This window comes from Micromonospora sp. CPCC 205558, assembly GCF_036902955.1.
Taxonomy (GTDB): Bacteria; Actinomycetota; Actinomycetes; order Mycobacteriales; family Micromonosporaceae; genus Micromonospora.
In genome coordinates this window covers 80,590-100,421 of sequence record NZ_JBAKHR010000003.1, presented here as the reverse complement: position 1 = coordinate 100,421, position 19,832 = coordinate 80,590, and the positions used below count along the sequence as shown (strand labels likewise).

Annotated in this window: 18 protein-coding genes and 1 riboswitch; of the genes, 5 read left to right on the top strand and 13 right to left on the bottom strand. The window is 71.7% G+C overall.

Features of this window, described 5'->3' with window-relative positions; all coding sequences use genetic code 11:
* From V6U86_RS04815 to V6U86_RS04800, 4 genes are all read right to left on the bottom strand, one after another.
* On the bottom strand, positions 1-624 hold the full coding sequence (locus V6U86_RS04815; protein ID WP_030329978.1) for a GTP-binding protein: 624 nt from the start codon (positions 622-624) through the stop codon (positions 1-3).
* Positions 605-970 carry a DUF742 domain-containing protein gene (locus V6U86_RS04810; protein ID WP_007465174.1) on the bottom strand — a complete coding sequence of 122 codons (366 nt, stop codon included), beginning with the start codon at positions 968-970 and terminating at the stop codon, positions 605-607. The genes V6U86_RS04815 and V6U86_RS04810 overlap by 20 nt, the downstream gene beginning before the upstream one ends.
* 89 nt (positions 971-1,059) lie before the next feature.
* A complete protein-coding gene (locus V6U86_RS04805) occupies positions 1,060-1,467 on the bottom strand; it encodes a roadblock/LC7 domain-containing protein (protein WP_007465177.1) in 408 nt (135 codons plus the stop codon).
* Complete coding sequence (locus V6U86_RS04800; RefSeq protein ID WP_334498823.1) at positions 1,464-4,583, bottom strand: sensor histidine kinase; 3,120 nt, start codon at positions 4,581-4,583, stop codon at positions 1,464-1,466. Before V6U86_RS04800 ends, V6U86_RS04805 begins: the two co-directional genes overlap by 4 nt.
* A 445-nt stretch (positions 4,584-5,028) precedes the next feature.
* Between V6U86_RS04800 and V6U86_RS04795 the strand changes: the two genes are divergently transcribed.
* Positions 5,029-6,207: an ABC transporter substrate-binding protein gene (locus V6U86_RS04795; protein ID WP_334498821.1), complete on the top strand. Its 1,179-nt coding sequence runs from the start codon at positions 5,029-5,031 to the stop codon at positions 6,205-6,207.
* A 215-nt stretch (positions 6,208-6,422) separates the two neighbouring features.
* On the opposite strand, the gene V6U86_RS04790 is transcribed toward V6U86_RS04795, so the two are convergent.
* Together V6U86_RS04790 and V6U86_RS04785 are read right to left on the bottom strand one after the other, a co-directional pair.
* Positions 6,423-7,280 (bottom strand): ABC transporter permease, encoded by an 858-nt coding sequence (locus tag V6U86_RS04790; RefSeq protein ID WP_334498819.1) that lies wholly within the window; start codon positions 7,278-7,280, stop codon positions 6,423-6,425.
* Positions 7,281-7,383: 103 nt separating this feature from the next.
* The gene (locus V6U86_RS04785) at positions 7,384-8,415 is read right to left on the bottom strand and encodes an ABC transporter substrate-binding protein (RefSeq protein ID WP_334498817.1); all 1,032 of its coding nucleotides are present in this window, start codon (positions 8,413-8,415) and stop codon (positions 7,384-7,386) included.
* 270 nt (positions 8,416-8,685) lie between these two features.
* Between V6U86_RS04785 and V6U86_RS04780 the strand changes: the two genes are divergently transcribed.
* From V6U86_RS04780 to V6U86_RS04765, 4 genes are all read left to right on the top strand, one after another.
* Positions 8,686-9,471, top strand: coding sequence for an ABC transporter ATP-binding protein (locus tag V6U86_RS04780; protein WP_334498815.1), 786 nt, complete (start codon positions 8,686-8,688; stop codon positions 9,469-9,471).
* 2 nt (positions 9,472-9,473) lie between these two features.
* Positions 9,474-10,424: an LLM class F420-dependent oxidoreductase gene (locus tag V6U86_RS04775; protein ID WP_334498813.1), complete on the top strand. Its 951-nt coding sequence runs from the start codon at positions 9,474-9,476 to the stop codon at positions 10,422-10,424.
* Entirely contained in the window at positions 10,421-10,729 is a 309-nt protein-coding gene (locus V6U86_RS04770) for a cupin (RefSeq protein ID WP_088987605.1), read from the top strand. Before V6U86_RS04775 ends, V6U86_RS04770 begins: the two co-directional genes overlap by 4 nt.
* Positions 10,730-10,805: 76 nt before the next feature.
* Positions 10,806-13,541, top strand: a complete 2,736-nt coding sequence (locus tag V6U86_RS04765) for a hypothetical protein (protein WP_334498811.1) — start codon at positions 10,806-10,808, stop codon at positions 13,539-13,541.
* Positions 13,542-13,632: 91 nt separating this feature from the next.
* On the opposite strand, the gene thiC is transcribed toward V6U86_RS04765, so the two are convergent.
* The 7 genes from thiC to thiE all read right to left on the bottom strand — a co-directional run bounded on the left by thiC (position 13,633) and on the right by thiE (position 19,566).
* Positions 13,633-15,225, bottom strand: coding sequence for a phosphomethylpyrimidine synthase ThiC (gene thiC, locus V6U86_RS04760; protein WP_334498809.1), 1,593 nt, complete (start codon positions 15,223-15,225; stop codon positions 13,633-13,635).
* Between the two features lie 17 nt (positions 15,226-15,242).
* The gene (thiD, locus tag V6U86_RS04755; RefSeq protein ID WP_334498807.1) at positions 15,243-16,028 is read right to left on the bottom strand and encodes a bifunctional hydroxymethylpyrimidine kinase/phosphomethylpyrimidine kinase; all 786 of its coding nucleotides are present in this window, start codon (positions 16,026-16,028) and stop codon (positions 15,243-15,245) included.
* Positions 16,025-16,819, bottom strand: a complete 795-nt coding sequence (locus tag V6U86_RS04750; RefSeq protein WP_442934880.1) for a thiamine phosphate synthase — start codon at positions 16,817-16,819, stop codon at positions 16,025-16,027. The genes thiD and V6U86_RS04750 overlap by 4 nt, the downstream gene beginning before the upstream one ends.
* Positions 16,816-17,595, bottom strand: a complete 780-nt coding sequence (locus tag V6U86_RS04745) for a thiazole synthase (RefSeq protein ID WP_334498805.1) — start codon at positions 17,593-17,595, stop codon at positions 16,816-16,818. Before V6U86_RS04745 ends, V6U86_RS04750 begins: the two co-directional genes overlap by 4 nt.
* On the bottom strand, positions 17,592-17,792 hold the full coding sequence (thiS, locus tag V6U86_RS04740) for a sulfur carrier protein ThiS (RefSeq protein ID WP_334498801.1): 201 nt from the start codon (positions 17,790-17,792) through the stop codon (positions 17,592-17,594). Before thiS ends, V6U86_RS04745 begins: the two co-directional genes overlap by 4 nt.
* Positions 17,783-18,946, bottom strand: a complete 1,164-nt coding sequence (gene thiO / locus V6U86_RS04735) for a glycine oxidase ThiO (protein ID WP_442934879.1) — start codon at positions 18,944-18,946, stop codon at positions 17,783-17,785. The genes thiS and thiO overlap by 10 nt, the downstream gene beginning before the upstream one ends.
* Complete coding sequence (gene thiE, locus V6U86_RS04730; RefSeq protein ID WP_334498799.1) at positions 18,940-19,566, bottom strand: thiamine phosphate synthase; 627 nt, start codon at positions 19,564-19,566, stop codon at positions 18,940-18,942. Before thiE ends, thiO begins: the two co-directional genes overlap by 7 nt.
* A riboswitch (TPP riboswitch) is annotated at positions 19,561-19,670 on the bottom strand. (Overlaps the previous gene by 6 nt.)
* Positions 19,671-19,832 lie beyond the last annotated feature (162 nt).

Below are 19,832 nucleotides of genomic sequence, written 5' to 3'. Positions count from 1 at the left end.
TCAGCCGACCGGCGTCGGGAAGCCCCGCCCGTGCTCCGACTGGAGCCGGAGCATTGCGTGCTCGACCACCGTCACCAGCACCTGCTTGACCGAGTCCCGCTGCCGGGCGTCGGTCATCACCAGCGGCACCTGCGGCGAGATGGCCAGCGCCTCGCGGACCTCCTCCGCCTCGTACTGGGGAGCGCCGTCGAACTTGTTCAGCGCCACCACGTACGGCAGGTTGCGGTTCTCGAAGTAGTCCAGCGGTGCGAAGGCGTCGGTGATCCGGCGGGTGTCCACCAGCACGGCGGCACCCACCGCCCCCCGGATGATCTCGTCCCACATGAACCAGAACCGCGTCTGACCCGGTGTACCGAAGAGGTACAGGATCAGGTCCTGGGCCATGGTGATCCGGCCGAAGTCCATGGCGACCGTGGTGGTCTCCTTGCCCGGCACCTTGGACGGATCGTCGATGCCGACACCCGCCGCGGTCATCAACGCCTCGGTGGTCAGCGGTGTGATCTCGGAGATCGCCCCGACCAGTGTCGTCTTACCGACGCCGAAGCCGCCCGCGACGACGATCTTCGCGGATACGATTCCCCGGCCCGGCCGCCCCCCTGCGGGGTCATAGCCTGCGAAGTCCACTTAGCACCCTTCCAAGCAGTTCCATCCGCTCCTCGAACCCCTCGGCGGGAGCAGCAGTGTGTAACGTCAGCAGGCTCTCGGCCACCATGTCGGCGACCAACACCCGGGCGACGCCCAGCGGCATCCGGGTGTACGCGGCGATCTCCGCCAGCGACTGTGCTCGGCCCTCACAGACCGTGGCGATGCGGTGCTTGTCGTGCCCGGCGAAACGGGACTCGGCGACCTGGGTGGGAGAGGCGGTGAGGACGGCCTCAAGGGCGATGTCCTGCCGGGGCTCGGTACGACCACGGGTGACCGCGTACGGACGCACCAGCGCTCCGCGCGGGTCAGCGCGTCGTTGGTCCATCCCCGGTCACCTCCTCGTCCTCCGCAGAGCCGGCCTGCGCCGCCCCTCGTCCCTGGTCCGGCGCTCGGAACGAGCGCCGGCTTCCGGTGCTAAGAGCGCACCGCGTCGCGCGGCAGCGGCACCAGCGCGGCACCCACCCGCTCGACCAGCAGCGCCATCTCGTAGCCGACCTGACCCACGTCGCAGCTGCGCGCGGCCAGCACGGCCATCGAGGAACCGTCGCTGATCGACATCAGGAAGAGGTACCCGCTGTCCATCTCGATGACTGTCTGCAACACCCCGCCCGCGCTGAACATCCGGGCTGCGCCCTCGGTCAGGCTCACCACGCCGGAGGTGATCGCGGCGAGCTGGTCCGCCCGGTCCCCCGGCAGGTCCCGGGAGGACGCGAGCAACAGCCCGTCAGCGGACACCGCTACCACGTGGGCGATGCCCGCCACGCTGTCGGCGAAGTTGGTGAGCAGCCAACCCATGTCCTGCATGGCAGCTGGCCTGTTCATCGGCTCTCCTTGGTCGAGGTGCTGTTCAGGTCCGTTCCGGCCGTCCGACCGCGCTGCACACCGCGGTGGTAGGCCGACAGCAGACCACGTACTTCATCCGGGGTCCGCCGGCTGCGGTCCCGACCGCTCTTCGGTTCGATGCCACCCGGCACGAGCTGTGCCTGCGGCACCCGCTTGGGCAACCCGGAGCGGGTGGTTCCGGCGGGAGCCGGCTCGGCAGCCCGGCTGGCCCGGGACCAGCCCTCGTCCGCCGCCGTACGCCAGGCCTCTGGGTCGGCCGCGGGCGGAGCCGTCCGGCCAGCCGGGGTCGGGTTCGGGGTCGGGGTCGAGGCTGGGGTGTACGACGGTGGCGCCGACGGCCGTGCCGCGAAACCGTCCATGGTTGCGCCTCCGGCGCCCGTGGTCGTGCCGTCGGACCCACCCGGGGTACGGGTCGGCAGCTTCGGTCGGGCCGGCGGCGCGGCCGGCACGGGCGGCGCGCTCGACAGGCCGCCGTTGCCGGTGCGCTGGCCGGCGTCGGTTGCGGGTGGCTCGTCGAAGTTGGGCCGGGTGAAGATCGCGGTGGCGTCGTCGCCGTGCGACCGGAACCAGACCGCCTCCATCTCCCGGAAGATCGGAGCCTCGGCGGGGAAGTCGGGCCGGGTGCTGACCGGCACGGCGGGCACCGACGGTGCGGCCGGCGGTGCCACCGCGCCCGGCCCGGCGACCGGACCGACCGGGAGGCCCTGGACGCTGTGCCCGTCCGGGGCGTCAGCTGTGGAGCCACGCCGGGGCAGCGGGTCGACGGTCGGGTAGGCCACTGTCGGGCTGCCCAGCGAGGCCCCCGCGCCGTTGCTGTAAGCCGGTCGTGCCGGCGGGAGCGGGGCGGCGGGTGCCGGCGCGGCGGGTGCCGGGTCGGCAGGTGGCATGGCCGAGCGTGGACCGGTGTAGCCACCCGCCTGTACGGCCGGGGTGGTGTCCCGCGAGTCCAGCGGCGACTGCCACTGGGCGGGTGCCGGCGTGCTGGTCCGCCACTGGTCGGGCAGCGTCGCAGCCGACGTGGCGGCACCGGCGAACTGCTCGGCGTGACCGACCGGGGTCAGCGGCGTCTGCTCCACGGCCATCGGCTGACGCGGCCGGGTGAGCACCTGCTCACGGCCCCGGTTGGTCGGCAGCACCACGGTGGCGGCGGGCAGCGTCACCTGGGCGACGGTGCCGCCCTCGACGTTGCGGCGCAGCTCCACCCGGATGCCGTAGCGGGAGGCGAGCCGACTCACCACGGCCAGACCCATCAGCCGGAACGCGGCGACGTCGACGCTCGGCGGGGCGGCGAGCCGCCGGTTGAGCGAGTCGAGCTGCTCGTCGGTGAGGCCGAGCCCACGGTCCTCGATCTGGATGAGGACGTAGTCGCGGATCCGGCGGCCGTCGGCGACCACCGTGGTGTTCGGCGGCGAGAACCGGGTGGCGTTGTCGAGGAGCTCGGCGACGAGACGGACCACGTCGTTGACCGCGTGCGCGGCCACCGAGATGTCGGTGTCCACCGTCCCGAACTCGATGCGGTTGTACAGCTCCACCTCGGACTGGGCGGCCCGCAGGACGTCCACCACCAACGCGTCGTCGCGTCGCGGTACGGCGGAGTCGGCGCCGGCGAGGACCAGCAGGTTCTCGTCGTTGCGGCGCATTCGAGTGGCCAGGTGGTCCAGTTCGAAGAGCTGCGCGAGCCGCTTCGGGTCCTCCTCGCCGCGCTCGATCGCGTCCAGCTCGCCGATCATCCGGTCGACCAGGGTCTGACTGCGGCGGGCCAGGTTGAGGAACATCGCCGAGACGCTGGTACGCAGTGCCGCCTGCTCGGCGGCGACCCGCACCGCCTCCCGGTGTACGACGTTGAAGGCCAGCGCCACCTGACCGACCTCGTCGCGGCTGTTGAGCTGGATGGGATCCCGGACCTGGCGGACGATTTCGTCCACCCCGCCATCGCCCACGCTGCCCATGTTCTGCAGCCGCTGCACCGCGTCGGGCAGGTCGTGGTTGGCCACCGAGAGGGCGCCCTCACGCAGCCGGCGCAGCGAGTGGTTGAGCGAGCGGGCCAGCACCACGGCCAGCGACACGGCGATGATCAGGGTCAGCAGCACCAGGACCGACTCGACCACTGCCTGCCGGATGACGTCCGAGCGTGCCTGGTCGGCCTGCTGGAGCAGTCGGTCCTGCAGTTGGATCTCGGCCCAGCGCATCAGGTCGTTCACGGCGCCGATGGCTGCGGTGGCGTCCTGTGCGCTGACCAGCGGGCGCTGCCCGACCGAGCGGGTGATGTCGGTGGCCACCCGGTCGGCCAGGCCGACCGCGTCGCCGGAGACGGTGCTGTTGACCAGGCCGCGCTGCGCCGGCTCGGCAGCCAGCGAGAAGGCGACCAGGGCCTCCTGCTGACCGGTCAACGTTGCCACGAAGGAGGAGAACTGCTCCGAGTCGAGCTGGCCGGCCGTCAGCGCGGTGTAGGCGACTGCCTCTTCCTCGGCCACGGAAGCCTTGGCGCGGGCGAAGGCGGCGACCGCGCGGCGGCTGTCCGCCAGGCTTTCGTCGCCGGGCAGCTGGGCCAGGCCGTCACCGTACGAGACCAGGTCGGTGAGGATGACTCCGTAGCGGAGCACCGCCTCGGCGACCGCCATCTGCCGGCGGTCCAGCACCTCCTGACGGGTGGCGTCCAGAGTGGCCAGGTGATCGTCGATGGCGGTCAGCCGGTCCCGCAGGGCGGCCGGCACGTCGCCGATCCGGCCTCGCTCGGCGCGGTACGCGTCGACCTGCTGCTGCGTCTGGCGGACCCGCAGGTTGTACGCGTCGGCCGGCTGCTGCGGAGAGGCCAGGTAGGCGGCTGCGGCCATCCGTTCGGCGTGCAGATCCTGGGTGAGGGCGCTGACGTCGATGGAGAGGGCCGTCAGTGCCCGGGCCCGGGTGGCGTCGATGGCTCCCTCGCCGACGGAGATGAGGCGGACCGTGGCCAGCGCGATCACCGCCGCCACCGGGACGACCAGAATCAGCGCCAGCTTGGACCGGATCCGGGCGTCCCGCAGTCGCGGCATCCGTCGGCGCTCAGGGCGACCGCTGTCGCCGAGCGCGGGCAGGGTCGTCGGTCCGGTGCTCACGACATCGCCTCCGTCGTTTCTTCCCCGCCTGAGCCGCCGAGCCATGCCGTAAGCGGAGGGGACCACGCGCGGCACGGCCGCGATTTCATCAGAGATGATCGTGTTTGGGAAGCCGCAGTGAGGTAGGAAACGGTCGGACGGAGCGCATCCCGTGATCCGGTCAACTGATACCTTCATTTCTGCAAGCCCCTGAACAGGGCATGTAACTCCAGAGTGGTCACGCGTGTGTGCAAAGTGAGCTTTTGCAAACATTGCGTTACCCCAGCATGTGGGATGGCCGTCCCGAAAAATGCTGCCGGGGTCCGCGCTTGACCACAGCGCCGGCCATTGGCAAGGTTTTGCAGGCTTCGCGCACACCGTACGGCAGAGAAGATCCCGCCCTCCACTGAGGACGGATTAGCGGCGGTGACCGGGCAGCGCCCGCGCCCGCACCTGGAGGACTGAGTTGAGCCCCATCCGCTCCGCGACCATCGCGGCGCTCGCATCGGCCGTAGTGGCCACCACGCTCGCCGGCTGCCAGTTTGGCGAGGCGGAGCAGGACACGAGTCCGATCGTGATCGCCGCCGATCTCGAACTCTCCGGCGCCGCAGCCACGGTTGGCCGGACATACCAGCGAGCCCTCGAACTCAAGGTCGACCAGTTGAACTCCTCCGGCGCGCTGAACGGCCGGGAGATCAAGCTGACGGTGAAGGACAACCGTTCCGACTCGGCCGAGTCACTTCGCAACATCGTCGACTTCAGCAGCGATTCGCGGGTCAGCGCCATCATCATGGGCGGCTGCAACGAATGCGCGGTCGGAGCGGTCGGGACCATCAACGAGAAGCGGATTCCCACCATTGCGCTAGCCGCTTCCGGGGCCATCGCCGCGCCGGTCGCCGAACGGCGCTACGTGTTCAAGCTGGGCCCTAACGCCCCGGACAGCGCCGCGGCACTGACCAACGAACTGCGCCGCAACAACATCCGCAAGGTGGGGATGCTGGTCAGCGACGACGACTATGGCCAGGAGGGCGCGGCCGCGCTCAAGAGCGAGCTGGACAAGGCGGACATCTCGCTCCGGCAGCAGCGGATCAAGACCACCGACACCGATGTCAGCCGGCAGGTTCAGCAGCTCGCGGCGGGCAAGCCCGACGCGATGGTCTTCTGGACCCCGCCGGAGCAGGCGACGCTTGCCGCCACCAGCGCCCAGCAGACCAGCTTCCGTGGAGCGATCTACTTCGACGCGGGGGCAGCGGGCGACCTCTTCCTCGGCTCGGCGGCCAAGGCCACCGAGAAGGCCACCCTGATCTTCACGCAGACGATGGTGATCGACGACGTGATCGCGACCACGCCGGCCAAGGCGGCGCGGCGGCAGTGGTTCCAGGACTACACGGCACGCTTCGGCGGCTACAACGGGTCCTCGTCCTTCGCCGCGGACGCCGTCCAGCTGATCGCCGACGCCGAACTGCGCGCCGGTGGCGAGATCGGGAAGGTGGACCGCAACGGCCTTCGGGACGTGCTGGAGACGTCCCAGATGGACGGTCTGTCCGGCCCGATCCGCATGACGCCGGACAACCACAGCGGTCTGATGCCGCAGGCGCTCACCACGCTGGTCGCCCGCAATGGTCGCTGGCGGTTGGCGGGGTAACGCTCGGGCCTTTCATCTGGCTGGGGTTCGTCGGGTGCCGGGTGGGGGGTGTGGCCGACCGTGCCCGGCTCCGGGCGGTCAGGCTTGATCCCTCCGCCGGGCACGGTCGGCCACACCTTCTCGCCTGCGGCTTTGACGGAACGGGCCGGCCTCCTGAGTGGGGGGCCGGCCCTTCGCGTTTCCTGGGGTTGATCTCTTCTGTTGTTGGTCTGCCTTCAGCGGGTGCTGGTGGTTTCTCGCACCCAGGGCAGGGCGATCCGCTCGATCAACAGGAGCGCCGAGTAGAGCAGGATGCTCACCAGAGCCACCAGCATGATCGCCGCCCAGGCGGTGGCGGTGTCGCCGATACCGGCGTACTGCGTGATGACGTAGCCGAGGCCACTCTCGCCGGCCTGGAACTCACCGATCACCGCGCCGATCGCGGCCAGTGGCATGGCCACCTTGAGCCCTACGAAGATCTGCGGCAACGCGGCCGGGAAGCGCACCTTTCGGAACGCCTGCCAGCGTGAGGCGTTCCAGGAGCGCACGAGTTCGGCCAGGTCAGCCGGCGTGGTGGTGAGCCCGGTCGCGGTCGAGAGCACGATCGGGAAGAAGCAGAGCAGGAACACCATGGTCAGGATCGGCTTCTGGCCCCAGCCGAGTGCCACCACCAACAACGGGCCAAGCGTGATCTTCGGCACCGCGTTCACCGCGACCAGCAGCGGGGTGAACATCCGCTCCACCGTGCGGGAGCTGGCCAGGGAGAGTCCGATCAGGACACCGGCGGCCGTCGAGAGCGCGAAGCCGATCAGGATCTCCAGCAGGGTGTCCCAGGTGTGCTCCAGCAGCTGGGCCGGCTTGTCGACGAACGCGGTGAGCACGTCGCCGGGCGGAGGCAGAGCTGCGGGGTGGATCAGCTCCAGCCGGGCGGTCAACCACCACACCGCCAACGCGACCAGGAGGCCGACCGCGGGCAGCACCGTATCGGCCCCGGCCCGCAGACCGGCACCTCGACCCGCGCGCCCCGCCTCGGGGGCGGCACTGGAGGGCGGGGTTTCCGCCACCGCCGGGTCCGCTGACCGGACGTCGGTCATCTCTGTCCTCCTAGAAATCCCACGGCCCCCGGGGGGCCGACGAGCGACGGGGGTACGCCCCACCGGGATCGGCGGGACGTACCCCCTCATGACGACCGGACGATCAGGCCTTCGGCGCGAGGCTGAAGTCGATGATCTGCTCGGGGGTGATGTTCTGCTTCAGCGCGCCGGCGCCCTGCAGGATGGCGATGCTCTTGGCGACCCGACCGCTGTCCAGGGTGCCGATCGCGGTGCCGGTGTTGCCGGAGCGGACGTACGCGGCCATCAGGTCCAGCTCGGCGGCGGCGGAGACCGGGTTGGTGGCGTCGACGTTCTTCTTCAGGATGTCGGCGGCCTCCTTGGAGTTCGCCAGGCTGTACTCGAGGCCCTTGAGCAGCGCCGCGGTGAACCGCTTCACCATCTCGGGCTTCTCCTTGGCGATCTTCGAGGAGGTGATCAGCACGTTGCCGTAGAGGTCCTGCATCACGTTGCTGTACGGCAGCATGACGGCCTTCTTCTTGGCCACGCCCTCGATGGTGGGCTGACCGACGACGAACTGACCGATGCCGTCCACCGAACCAGCGGCCAGGGTTCCGATCAGGTTCTGCGCCTCACCGTTGACCCAGGTCACCTTGTTCACGTCCACGCCGGCGAGCCGGGCGTACGTCGGGAAGAGGTTGCGGACCACGGACCCGGGGGTGTCGGCGAGCTTCTTGCCCTCGAGGTCCTTCGGCGAACTGATGTTCTTGCCCTCGACGGTGGCGATGGCCGCCATGGTGCGCTGCTGGATCGCGGCCACCGCGGTGAAGTCCTTCGCCTGGCCGTTGCCGAGCTGGAGCAGGCCGCCGGTGAGGTCGATCGGGCCGAAGTCGGCCTGGCCGCCGACGATGGTCTGGATGACGCCACCGGTGCCCTGGCCGGCCTTGATCTCGACGTCGAAACCGGCTTCCTTGAAGAAGCCCTTGTCCTTCGCCACCCAGGCGTAGGAGTCACGGCCGAAGTTGCCGAACGAGGTGAGGTAGGTCACACTCTCCAGCTTCTTGCTGTCGCCGCCCTTGGCATCGGCGGTCGAATCCGACCCGCTGCTGCAGGCGGAGACAAGGGCTAGGGCGGTGGCCAGCGCGGCCGTAGCGACCGTACGGGTCAGCCTTCTCATCAGTGCACCATGTCCTTTCCGACCGGGGCCGGCAGGCCACCGGAGGGGGTTGTTATGACGGGTCGGCGGGAGGGGTAGAAGCCGGACTCCGCCGTCGTGAGGGGATTCTTCGCGGGCACAGCGTACGAGAAACCCACAGTTGTGACGCCAGGCGTATCGGGTTGCGGAACGGAAACAACCTGACGACCACCCCAGCCGGTGCCATACCTCGACAGGGCGGCTAGCCTTTGTCGGATTCCTGACCCTCGACTCAGCGGAGGTACGCCGGAGATGATCCGACTGTCCGGGGTGTCCCGCACCTTCGAGGGCCGGTCCGGCCAGGTCGAGGCGCTGCGCGGCATCAACCTCGACGTCGCCGAGGGCGAGTTCGTGGCCGTGCTCGGCCGATCCGGCTGCGGCAAGTCCACGCTGCTGCGGCTGATCGCCGGGCTGCTCCCGCTGAGCGCCGGTGAGATCACCGTCGCCGGTACGCCGATCACCCGCCCCCGCCAGGACATCGCCATGCTGTTCCAGAAGCCGGCGCTGCTGCCCTGGCGCACCGTGCTGGACAACGTCATGTTGCCCGTGGAGATCTTCGGCTGGAGTCGCGCCAAGCACCGGGAGCGGGCCCGGCAACTGCTGGACGTGGCCGGGTTGGCCGGCTTCGAGAAGCGGTTGCCGCACGAGCTCTCCGGCGGCATGCAACAGCGGGTGTCACTGTGCCGGTCGTTGATCGGCGAGCCCCGCGTGATGCTCATGGACGAGCCGTTCTCCGCGCTGGACGCGCTCACCCGCGAGGAACTGTCCGGCGAGCTCCAGCGGGTGCACATGGAGAACAAGCCGACGATCGTCTTCGTCACCCACTCGATCGACGAGGCGGTGCTGCTCGCCGACCGGGTGGTCGTGCTGAGCCCCCGCCCCGGCCGGATCCGCAAGGTCGTCGAGGTGACCATCCCCCGTCCCCGCACCCTGGGCCGCAACGCCCACCTGGCCGACGTCGCCCAGGTCAGCGCCGACCTGCACGAACTGCTGATGGAACGCGAGCAGCCGGCCGCCGCCGGCGCGGAAGGACACTGAACATGCGGGTGTCGGTCTTCACCGAGCCGAACCGTGGCGCCAGCTACGACACCCAGCTCCGGTTCGCCCGGCTGGTTGAGGCGTGCGGCTACGAGGGCTTCCTCCGCGCCGACCACTATCAGTCGATGGGCGCCGACCCGGGCCTGCCCGGCCCGACGGACGCCTGGCTGACCCTCGCCGCCCTGGCCCGGGAAACCGAGCGGATCCGGCTCGGCACCCTGGTCACGTCGGCCACGTTCCGCCTGCCCGGCCCGCTCGCGGTGATGGTGGCGCAGGTCGACCAGATGAGCGGTGGCCGGGTCGACCTGGGCATCGGCGCGGGCTGGTACGAGCGCGAGCACACCTCGTACGGCATCCCGTTCCCGGCGGTCGGCGAGCGCTTCGACCGGTTGGCCGAGCAGCTTGAGGTGATCACCGGGTTGTGGGGAACCCCGGCCGGTCAGACCTACACCTTCACCGGCGACCACTACCGGCTGGTGGACGCTCCCGCGCTGCCCAAGCCGGTGCAGGTGCCCGGCCCGCCGATCATCGTGGGCGGGCGCGGTCCCAAGCGCACACCCGAACTGGCCGCCCGGTACGCGGACGAGTTCAACATGCCGTTCAAATCCGTGGCCGTCACCGCCGAGGCGTACGACCGGGTGCGCGAGGCATGTGAGCGCACCGGACGGGCGGAGTCCGGGCGCGACCCGTTGGTGCTCTCCGCCGGGATCGTCGTCGCCATCGGCCGGACCGACGCCGAGGCCCAGCGTCGGGCCGCGCCCCTGCACGAGAAGAGCGCGCTGCCACCGGAGGATCCGGTGGTCGGCTCCCCCGCGCAGCTCGCGCAGCGAATCGGTGAGTTCGCCACGATCGGCACCACGCGGGTCCACCTCCGCCTGATCGACTTCGATGATCTCGACCACCTTGAGCTGATCGCCGCCGAGGTGCTGCCCCAACTGAACGGAGCGAGATGACCGACGTGATCGACGGAACCGAACTCGGACCGGTGGGTCAGGAGATCGTTTTCGAGAACGACCGGGTCCGGGTCTGGCACATCCGCCTCGAGCCGGGTGAGCGGCAACCGCTGCACCGGCACGACCACCCCTACCTGGTGGTGGCGATCGAGGGTGCCAAGAACGTCGTACAGACCATCGACGGCACCCGGATCGACGCCGACGAGCCCACCGGCGGGGTGGTCTACCGGGACCCGGGCGCGGTGCACATGCTGACGAATGTCGGGGATACGACTTACCTGGCCCGACTGGTCGAACTCAAGTAGACCCACCGGTCGTCACCGGCGTGCCGCGCGGCGCGCCGTTGGCTATCGGGTGTACCAGGTGCGTAACGTGCCGGACATGGCCTTTCGGACCTGGGGCAGACTGCTGCTCACGGCGCTCGGGGTGAGCGTGCTGGCCGGAGCCGGCCAGCTCGGCGTCGCGTACGGTTTCGGCATCGTCCGACTGACCGGCGCTTTCACCGGTACGACAGTCAACCAGTGGCCGGCCCAGCTCGTCTGGGTGGGTTGGTTCGCCGCGAACGCCGCCGTCGCCGGCGCCGTCCTGGCCGGACGCCTCGCTCACCGCGACATCCCGGCGACCAGCACCGGCCGGCAGTTGGCGGTCGGTGGCGCGGCGGCGCTCGGCGCCACCGTCATCGCCCCGCTCTGCATGCAGCCCGCCCGCGCCGCGGAGCTGATCTCCGTCGACCCGGTCTGGGCGGTGGGCATCTGCGCGATGGTCGGTGCGGTGATCGGGGCGGGCGCGGCGATCGCCGTCCTGTTCCGGCCCGAGCTGGGCTGGAACATGGCGGCCGTGGCCGGCGCGGTCTGGCTGTTGGCGCTGATTTCCGTCCTACCGTCGCTCGGCACGGCCGGCCCACTGCCGACCGTCCGGCTCGGCGTACTGGAACCGAGCTGGCTCGGCGACGCCGCCGCGCAGCGGCTGGCACTGCTCCTGTTGCCGACCGTGGCGCTGCTGGCCGGCGCGGCGACCGCCGGGCTGGCTCGCTGGCGGGGCCAGGCTCCGCTGGTCAGCGGGGCGACCGGGGTGGCCGGTCCGGTGCTGGTGGCGTTCGCCTACCTGACCGCCGGTCCGGGTGACGCGGTGGACCGCTACCAGGCCACCCCCTACTACGGCTCGTTGATCGCGATCCTCGCCGGAGCACTCGGCGCAGCCGCCGCCGCGCTGCTGCGCTGGCCGGCGGGCACCCGTACCGCCGATCCGCAGGCGATCGAGCCCACCGCCATCCTCCGACCGCTGCCCGCCGGCCCGGCGCTGCCCAACTCCGCGTCGGCAGACGACCGGGACACCGCCGAGCGCACCGACCCGGAGCCGACCAACGCCGAGCCGTCCACTGGCGGCGTCGTTGCGGGCACGTGGGCGGCGGGCGAACCCGATGGCGTACGCACCGTCCCCGCCCACTGGGACTGGCCGGAGACCACCGCGAGCGGGCAGCACGGTCCGGCTCCCGCCGCCGCGCCGTCCGCCGCCGCGAATCAGCCGGCAGCCTGGCTGACCGCGCCGACCGGTGAGTTCACCGCCGCCGGGCAGACGCCCCCGGCGCCCCGCGATGATGTCCCGGCCACGACCAAGCCCCTGACCACGGCCAAGCCCTCGGCCAGCACCGACGCCACCGACACCACCCCGGCCAGCACCACGGCCGGCCCCGCCGACACCGCGACCTCGACGGGCGACCGAGCGGTCGACGAGCCGGCCGACAGCGCGGATACGGAAACCAGCGGCAGGCCGACCGGTGGGCGTACCACCCGCAAGGCCACCGCCACCGCCGCCACCGTCTCGGCCCCGACCGGCACGGACCCGGAGGCGACCAGCGCTGGTACGGCCGACCCCGGCACGCCCGAGGCACCGCCGACAATCAAGCCTCGACGGGCCCGCAAGTCGAAGACCAGCCCGGACCCGACCGCCTCTGGCGTGGCTGACGACCCGTCCTCCGCCGATTCGGCAACCACCCCCGAGACGGCCACCACCGAATCGGCCACCACCGAGTTGGCCACCGGCCACGCCACGAAGGGCACCCGGCCGCGCAGGCCCGCCGACAGCACCGGCTCGAAGCAGACGCCGGCCAACCCCGTCACCAGCTCGAAGCAGACACCGGACACCTCGGGGACCGGTTCGAAGCAGACGCCAGTCACCTCGGCGACCGCCGGAACCGGCGCGACGGAGGTGCCGGCCAACCCGGAGTCCCCGACCACGGCAACCGACACCGCGCAGACACCGACCACCGCGACCGGCGCGACGCCGGCACCGGCCAGCCGCTCTGGTGCGGAGACTGCTGCTGACCCGCTCGTGCGGGGAGCCCACACCGGCAGCAGCGCGGCACCGGCCGAAACGACCTCCCCGACCAGCGATCCGACCAGCGATCCGGCCGTCGCCGAGGCTCGTGGCACCGACAGCGCACGGCCGGCGGCCGAGGACGTCCCCACCGCTGGGTTGTTCGAGGCCACTGCCGCCAGCGACCCGGGCACGGACCGGTGGACACCCACGCCGTCGGCCTGGCCGGTCACCTCGACGTGGACGGTGCCACCGTCGACCTCCGAGCCGGGGGCAACGACATCGGAGGGGTCCAGTGGGCCGAACGAGCCGACTGGGTCGACGCCCAAGCCCCGGCACCGGGCGTTGCCGGACCTGAGCCGGGCCGGCACCTGGAACGCGTTCGACACCGCTCGGCGCGGCGCCTCCGCAGGATCGCAGGACAGGTCGACGGCGCGGACAACGCCGACCGGAGCCAGCGACACGACCGCCCCGGTCGCGCACCCGGGCACGGCGGGCGAGGCCTCCGGTGCCACCAGCGCCACCAGCGATGTGGCGCCTACCGACGACACGTCGACTGCGCCGAAGGTGGCAGAGCAGCCCTCCCGGCGAGGACGCCTCGGCGGGCTGTTCCGCCGCAACCGGCCCCGCGCCGACGAGGAGAGCCCGAAGACGTCGGACGAGGCGGAGCCGCTGGCGACCCAGGACGAGGAATTCGTGGACTGGGTCGCCGGTCTGAGCAAGCCCGTGTCGGACAACGAACCGGAGCAGGAGAACCGCCGCCGGTCGTTGCGCTCCACCGGTCGGCACCACCGCGACTGACCCCACCACGACCGACCTCACCGCCCACCGCCCGGACGCGGGACGGGGACGTCCCGGGACGCCACAGGGGACGCCCCGGGGACGGGCCGGGTCAGGCGAGCGGTAGGTAGACCCGGCTACCGCCGGAGACGAACTCCTCCGACTTGTCCTTCATGCCGCGCGCCGCGTACTCCTTGAGCTCTTGCGTGATCTTCATGGAGCAGAACTTCGGGCCACACATCGAGCAGAAGTGCGCGGTCTTCGCCGGCTCGGCGGGCAGGGTCGCGTCGTGGTACGCGCGGGCCGTCTCCGGGTCCAGCGAGAGGTTGAACTGATCCTCCCAGCGGAACTCGAACCGTGCCTTCGACAGGGCGTCGTCCCAGGCCTGCGCGCCCGGGTGCCCCTTGGCCAGGTCCGCCGCGTGGGCCGCGATCTTGTACGCGATCACGCCCGCCTTCACGTCGTCCCGATCCGGCAGGCCGAGGTGTTCCTTCGGCGTGACGTAACAGAGCATGGCGGTGCCGAACATGCCGATCATCGCGGCGCCGATCGCCGAGGTGATGTGGTCGTACGCCGGCGCGATGTCGGTGGTCAGCGGACCGAGCGTGTAGAAGGGCGCCTCGTGGCACCACTCCTGCTGAAGGTCCACGTTCTCCTTGATCTTGTGCATCGGTACGTGACCGGGGCCCTCGATCATCACCTGGACGTCGTACTCCCAGGCGATCTTCGTCAGCTCGCCGAGGGTACGCAGCTCGGCGAACTGCGCCTCATCGTTGGCGTCGGCGATGGAGCCGGGGCGCAGCCCGTCGCCGAGGGAGAACGTCACGTCGTACTTCGCGAGCAGCGCGCACAGCTCCTCGAAGTAGGTGTAGAGGAAGTTCTCCTCGTGATGCGCCAAGCACCACGCCGCCATGATCGAACCGCCTCGGGACACGATTCCGGTCACCCGGTTGACCGCCAACGGCACGTACGGCAGGAGCACGCCGGCGTGCACCGTCATGTAGTCCACGCCCTGCTCGGCCTGCTCGATCACGGTCTCCCGGAACACCTCCCAGCTCAACTTCACCGGGTCGCCGCCGACCTTCTCCAGCGCCTGGTAGATCGGCACCGTGCCGATCGGCACCGGCGAGTTCCGCACGATCGCCTCACGGGTCTCGTGGATCCGCTTACCAGTGGACAGGTCCATCACGGTGTCCGCGCCCCAGCGGGTGGCCCACGTCAGCTTCTCCACCTCCTCCGCGACCGACGAGCTGACCGCCGAGGTGCCGATGTTGGCGTTCACCTTGACCAGGAACGCCTTGCCGATGATCGCCGGCTCGCACTCCGGGTGGTTGACGTTGAGCGGAAGCACCGCCCGACCGGCGGCGATCTCGGCCCGCACGAGTTCCGGGTCGACGTTCTCGCGGATCGCCACGAACTCCATCTCCGGCGTCACCACACCCGCCCGCGCGTACGCGAGCTGGGTGGGCCGGCGACCGTCCACCCCGGCCAGCGGCGTGCCCGCGCCCCGCACCGGTGCCACGTCACCCCGCTCGGCGATCCACGGCCCGCGCATCGGCGGCAGCCCCACCTCCGGGTCCGAACCCGGACCGGACGTGTCGTACAACCGCACCGGTGGCAGGTCTCCAGTCAGCCCCACCTCCGCGAACGGCACCCGGACATCCGGCCGCGAACCCTCGACGTACACCTTGCCTCGTGTGTGCATGACAGCCTCCCTGGTGATCAAGCGGACCAGCCGAAGTGGTTCAGCGGCCCGCGCCCTGCGCCCAGCTCCCAGCCCTGCGCGCCGGTCAGCGCACGGAGCACGTACTCCTTGGCGGCCCCCACGGCGACCGGCACCGGATCGCCCCGACCGAGCCGCACCGCGATCGCCGCGGAGAACGAACAGCCGGTGCCGTGGGTGTGCCGGGTGCTCACCCGGGGTGCGCGCAACAGGGTGCTGACCCCGCCGCCGTGCAGCACGTCGACCGCTTCACCCCCGTCGAGGTCACCGCCCGTGACCACCACGTACTCCGGGCCACCGGCCGCCAGGGCCTCGGCGGCCACGACCATCGCGGCCACGTCGTCCACCGGGCGTCCGGTGATCGCCGCGGCCTCCGCGCAGTTCGGGGTCGCCACCCTGGCGTACGGCAGCAGCCGCTCCACCGCACCCACCACGCCGAGCCGGTGACCACTCGTGGCGACCAACACCGGGTCGACGACGAGTTGCGGCAACCGGCCGTCCCGGGCCGCCTCGGCCACCACGTCCGCGATCGCCGGGGTGCCGAGCATCCCCGTCTTCACCGCGGCGACTGTGAAGTCGGTGAGCACGCTGTCCAGTTGCTCGGTGACAGTGCGCGGGGGCAGCGGCAGCACCGCGTCGACACCCCGGGTGTTCTGCGCGGTGACCGCCGTGAGGACGCTGGTGCCGTACGCGCCGAGTGCGGCGAAGACCTTGAGGTCGGCCTGGATGCCGGCGCCGCCACCGGAGTCCGAGCCGGCGATGGTGAGGATGGTGTGCGGGGTCATTGTCTTTCCCTGGTTGAGGGCTGGGGCTGACCGTTTTTGGTTGCGGTTTGGGGCTGCGGCCGACCGTGCCCACTCCGGGCGGTCAGGCTTGATCCCTGCGTGGGCACGGTCGGCCGCAGCCCTGACGTGGGAACGGTCGGCCGCGGCCCCGTTCGTGGGGGCCTGGCTGACTCCGCGCCGGCTTTAGAGAGCTCCGGGGTGATCGCCTCTTGGAAGGCTCTGGTGAGGGTGGCGGCTGTTTCGGTGGGGTCGTTGGCTCGCATGAGTGCGCCCAGGACGGCTACGCCGGCGGCTCCTGCTTGGACGCAGGTGGTCACCTGTTCCGGTGTTTCGATGCCGCCGAGGGCCAGCACGGGCACCGGGCTGACCTCGATCAGCTTGCGCAGCCCGTCGACGGTCAGGGGTGGGCCGTAACCCGGTTTGGTCTTCGTGGGCCAGACCGGGGAGATGGTGGCGTAGTGCTCGGTGGTCAGGCGGTTCAGCTCGGGTTGGTGGTGGCAGGAGCGGCCGACCAAGCCGTGGCGTGGGGGCGGGTACGGGCCGGCGGCGGGAAGGTGCACGGCGTCGCCGCCGAGCGGGTCCGGGCCGGCCACGATGAGGGTTCCGTCGACCTCGGCGAGGATCGCACGCAGGTCGGTCGCCAGGGCGGCGCGTTCGGCGCGGGGCAGGTCCTTCTCCCGCAGCACCACCCAGCGCACTCCCCCGGCCACCGCTCCCGCCACGACCCGGTCGAGCCCGCCCGGCGTGACGAGCCGATCGGTCAACACGACAACACCGGACGGCGCGGTCACAGCTCGGGTCTTCCCTCGTCGGGGGTGGAGGCGAGCGCGTGGAAACGGCGCTCGATCCGGCCGGCCCCGGCCGCCAGTCGGCCCGCCTCGACCGCGTACCGCATCGCGGTGGCCATCGCCACCGGGTCGGCCGCCCGGGTGACCGCGCTCGCCAGCAGCACCCCGTCGCAGCCCAGCTCCATGGCCAGCGCCGCGTCGGACGCGGTGCCGATGCCGGCGTCGAGGATCACCGGCACGTCCACACCCTGGCGGATGAGCCGAATGTGGTGCGGGTTGCCGACGCCGAGCCCCGAACCGATCGGCGAGCCGGCCGGCATCACGGCGGCGCAACCCACGTCGGCGAGGCGGCGGGCGAGCACCGGGTCATCGCTGGTGTACGGCAGCACTGTGAAGCCGTCGGCGACCAACTCCTCGGCGGCACGGAGCAGCTCCACCCCGTCGGGCAGGAGCGTCCGCTCGTCGCCGATCACCTCCAGCTTGACCCAGTCGGTGTCGAACGCGTCCCGGGCCAACCGGGCCACCTTCACCGCCTCGGTCGCGGTGTGGCAGCCGGCGGTGTTGGGCAGCAGGCGTACGCCGCACCGGTCCAGCAGCTCCAGCAAGCCACCGGTGGAGCCCGGCGCGGTGCCCACCCGGCGCAGCGCCACTGTGACGAGTTCGGTCCCGGACGCCCGGATCGCCTGCTCCAACACGTGCAGGTTCGCGGCGCCGCCGGTGCCGAGGATCAGCCGTGAGGTGAAGGTCTCCCCACCCAGCTCGAACGGCATCCCGCTCACCCGCCCTGCGCCGCGGTGAGCACCTCGACCCGGTCACCGTCGCGCAGCATCCGGGCCGGCCAGCCGGTCCGGGGCACCACCTCGCCGTTGACCGCGACCGCCACTCCCCGTGGGTGCGGCACGATGTCGCGGACCAGGTCCGCCACGGAGGCGTCAGCGGCGACGCTGCGCCCGGCCCCGTTCACAGTCAACTCCACGGGCTCCCCTCCATCGTCAGTTCAGGTCCGCCCACCGCGGCACCGGCCGGACGGAAGCGGTCGGCCCGCAACGGCGTGAGCAGCGGGTCGGGTACGCCGCCGAGCACCAGGTCGGCGATCAGGTCGGCGGTGATCGGGGTGAGCACGATGCCGTGCCGGTGATGCCCGGTGGCGGCCAGAACGTCCGGTCGGTCGGGCAGCGGCCCGAGGATCGGCGCGTTGTCCGGGGTGCCCGGGCGCAGCCCGGCGACGGCCTCGACCAGGTCGTACTCGGCCAGTTCGGGCAGCAGGTCGACCCCGGCGCGCAGCAGCCGCTGCACGGCGCCGGCGGTGACGGTGGTGTCCGACCGCTCCTCGACCGTCGCGCCGAGCACCACCTCGCCGCCTGCGCGGGGCACCAGGTAGACGTGCTCGCCGTCGGCGTACCCCCGGATCACGTGCCGGAAGCCCGGCGCGACGCCGTCGGACGCGCGGAGGCGGAGGATCTGGCCCTTCACCGGCCGCACGGGCAGGCCGGTGAGCGCGGCGGCCCCGCAGCCGGCGGCGACCACCGTGACGCCGGCGTCCACGTCGGACAGCTGCCGGACCGGCTGCGGCACGAGCACCACGCCGGCCCGCCGCGCGGCCGTGCGCAGCGCCGGCACCAGCAGCCGGGGGTCGACCTGGTGGTCGGTGGGCGCGAGCGCGCCGCCGCGCACCCGTGGGGCGAGCGCCGGTTCGCGGTCGCGCAGCTCGCTGGGGCGCAGCGGCGTCACGGGCAGGCCCAACCCCTGCTGGTACGCCCAGAGTCGACGCGCCTCGGCCAGGTCGTCGCCGGTGAGCCCGACCATCAGGGTGCCCTCGGTGCGGTAGCCGATCTCGACTCCGGTCGTCTCGGTCAGCTCGGCGGCGAACGCCGGCCAGCGGGCGGCGGACGCCAGCAGCAGCGCGGTCAGCTGCCGCTCACCGAAGTACGCCTCGGCGACCGGGGAGAGCATGCCGGCGGCCACCGCCGACGCCCCCGAGCCGGGTGCTGGATCGTGCACCACCACCCGCAGCCCCCGCGCGGCGCAGCGCCAGGCGATCGCCAGCCCGATCGGGCCCGCCCCCACCACTGCCACGTCCGGCCGGACCCGGTCGCTCGACAGCGGTGACGGGAACCGGCCGGTCAGCACGTCAGGGCCTCGATCAGCTCGGCGGTCGCCCGTGCCGGATCGGCGGCGGTGGAGACGGCACCGACCACCGCCACCCCGTACGCGCCGGCGGCCCGCAGCGCCGGCACCCGGGCGGCGGTCACTCCACCGATCGCGATGACCGGGACGTCGACGGCGTCGACGACGGCGCGTACCCCGGCGGGCCCGATGGGATCCGGCAGGCCGGTCTTGGTGCTGGTGGTGTGGCACGGCCCGACGCCGAGATAGCTGGCGCCTGCCGTGACGGCCTCGCGCGCCGGGCCGGGCGCGCGGGCGGTGGCGCCCAGCACGCCGGTGGGGCCGAGCACCCGGCGGGCGGCGGCGACCGGTAGGTCGTCGGCGCCGACGTGCCCACCGGCGGCACCCACCGCAAGCGCCACGTGCAACCGGTCGTTGACCAGGCACGTCGCCCGGTACGACGCGCAGAGCGCCAGCACCCGCCGGGTCAGGTCGTACGCCTCGCGATCGGTTGCGGAATCCTCGACCCGGACCTGCACCACCAGGTCGGCCTGGGCCACCGTGAGGGCGGCGCGCACCACGGTGAGTGGGTCGCGACCGGGTCGGGTGTCGGTGATGAGATGCAGTCGTCCCAGGGACGGCATGGCAACGCTCCTCCCTGCGCCGGCATTACCCGGATCAGGTTCGACGGTCGGGGGCTGTCAGCCCCCCTCTCAGCCCGGTTCACCGGGCTCCCGTGGGTTACTTGCGTGTCACCGTACGACAGATCCGCCGGCCTGCCAAGGCGCGGGGTGGGCGGCGGCCGCCCGGCCGGGGCCGGGAAAAAACGAGCAAGATCGTTGGGCACTTCATACGGTCCTGTTCGGAATGTCGCCCGCTGTTGCAGAACCGTTACCCGTCTGCATCTTGC

Excerpts from the sequence above, each read along its gene's own strand:
- V6U86_RS04810 (WP_007465174.1), bottom strand. The coding sequence starts at position 970 with ATGGACCAACGACGCGCTGACCCGCGCGGAGCGCTGGTGCGTCCGTAC.
- V6U86_RS04805 (WP_007465177.1), bottom strand. The coding sequence starts at position 1,467 with ATGAACAGGCCAGCTGCCATGCAGGACATGGGTTGGCTGCTCACCAAC.
- V6U86_RS04790 (WP_334498819.1), bottom strand. The coding sequence starts at position 7,280 with ATGACCGACGTCCGGTCAGCGGACCCGGCGGTGGCGGAAACCCCGCCC.
- V6U86_RS04785 (WP_334498817.1), bottom strand. The coding sequence starts at position 8,415 with ATGAGAAGGCTGACCCGTACGGTCGCTACGGCCGCGCTGGCCACCGCC.
- V6U86_RS04780 (WP_334498815.1), top strand. The coding sequence starts at position 8,686 with ATGATCCGACTGTCCGGGGTGTCCCGCACCTTCGAGGGCCGGTCCGGC.
- V6U86_RS04775 (WP_334498813.1), top strand. The coding sequence starts at position 9,474 with ATGCGGGTGTCGGTCTTCACCGAGCCGAACCGTGGCGCCAGCTACGAC.
- V6U86_RS04770 (WP_088987605.1), top strand. The coding sequence starts at position 10,421 with ATGACCGACGTGATCGACGGAACCGAACTCGGACCGGTGGGTCAGGAG.
- V6U86_RS04765 (WP_334498811.1), top strand. The coding sequence starts at position 10,806 with ATGGCCTTTCGGACCTGGGGCAGACTGCTGCTCACGGCGCTCGGGGTG.
- thiC (WP_334498809.1), bottom strand. The coding sequence starts at position 15,225 with ATGCACACACGAGGCAAGGTGTACGTCGAGGGTTCGCGGCCGGATGTC.
- thiD (WP_334498807.1), bottom strand. The coding sequence starts at position 16,028 with ATGACCCCGCACACCATCCTCACCATCGCCGGCTCGGACTCCGGTGGC.
- thiE (WP_334498799.1), bottom strand. The coding sequence starts at position 19,566 with ATGCCGTCCCTGGGACGACTGCATCTCATCACCGACACCCGACCCGGT.